Below are 1,272 nucleotides of genomic sequence, written 5' to 3' on the forward strand. Positions count from 1 at the left end.
CCGCTGCCGACGCGGTGCGTCCGACGACGTCCGTCAACGCGGCCCGGAGCGCCTCGCCGGCGTCGACCTGCTCCTCGACCGCCTCGGCCAGCTCCTCGACCCACGGCCGGAGCGCGGCCACGGCGCCGCGCTGAGTCCGCGCGATCACGGCCCGCGCGCGGTCCGGCCCGGCCACCGTCGCGAGCCAGCGCCGGATCGGCGCGACCGCGGGTGCCGGCAGCAGACCCTCGTGCGGCCCGAGGTCCTTGACGAGGAACACGGGCACGGCGGCCATGCCGCGGGTGCGCAGCCGGGCCATGAGCTCACCCCGGACCGTGACGAGCGCCTCGGCGGGCACGCGGTTGAGGACCATCGCCATCGACGTCCCGCGCCGGGCGGCCTGGTCGAGCACCTGCCACGGCAGGGCGTCGCCGTACCGGGCGGCGGTCGTCACGAAGAGCCACAGGTCGGCGGCCTCGAGCAGGCGGTGCGCCGTCAGGCGGTTCGTCTCGACCAGCGAGTCGAGGTCCGGCGCGTCCACGAGCGCGATCCCGCGCGGCACGTCGGGGCTGTCCACGACGTCGACGGCGTCCCGCAGCGGGTGCTCGACCAGGAGGTCGCCGTCGGAGGGATGGTGCACGAGCACCGGACGGCGCGTCGTCGGACGCAGCACCCCGGCGGGGCTGACCTCGGTGCCGAGCACCGAGTTCACGAGCGTGGACTTGCCCGCACCGGTCGAGCCGGCCACCACGACGACGGCGGGTGCCGACAGCTCGCGCAGGCGCGGCAGGAGGTGGTCGTCCAGCTGGTCGAGCAGCTCGACCCGGCGCCGCTCGGCGGCGTCCACCCCCGGCAGCGCGAGGGGGAAGGTCGTGGCGGCCACGTCGCGGCGCAGGTCCGTCACGGCGTCGAGGAGCGACGCGCTCGCGCGCGGCCGCTCGTCGGTCGCGCTCGTCTGCCGCCCGGCACCGGAGACCACGCGGGCCCTCGCAGTGCTCGGCGCCATGGTCACGGGGCCATCCTCCCGTGAGGCGTCGCCCGCGCCAAACATGCGCGCCGGGGGCGCACGAGGCATCCGGCGCGGGCCGCGCGTGACGATGGTCACCACCCGCCCTGTAGGATGACCCGCGACAGCGTTCCTGCAGGTCAGCGGCTCTTTCGCCAGGCCCGGGGCGCCTCGCCCCCGTAGCTCAGTGGATAGAGCATCGGACTTCTAATCCGCAGGTCGCAGGTTCGAATCCTGCCGGGGGCGCTCGACGGCTGTAGTACTTCGGCTGATCCTGGACGTTTGGT

Annotated in this window: 1 protein-coding gene and 1 tRNA gene; one reads left to right on the forward strand and one right to left on the reverse strand. The window is 75.2% G+C overall.

Going from position 1 to position 1,272, the window contains the following annotated elements; translation table 11 throughout:
* Positions 1–985 (reverse strand): dynamin family protein (locus tag ICW40_RS19585; protein ID WP_221655658.1); only part of this gene is annotated, 985 nt, incomplete at its 3' end.
* Between the two features lie 173 nt (positions 986–1,158).
* Between ICW40_RS19585 and ICW40_RS19590 the strand changes: the two genes are divergently transcribed.
* Positions 1,159–1,231, forward strand: a tRNA-Arg gene (locus ICW40_RS19590).
* The last annotated feature ends 41 nt before the right edge of the window (positions 1,232–1,272 follow it).

Origin of the sequence: Actinotalea ferrariae, from assembly GCF_019733465.1 — a bacterium.
Taxonomy (GTDB): domain Bacteria; phylum Actinomycetota; class Actinomycetes; order Actinomycetales; family Cellulomonadaceae; genus Actinotalea; species Actinotalea ferrariae_A.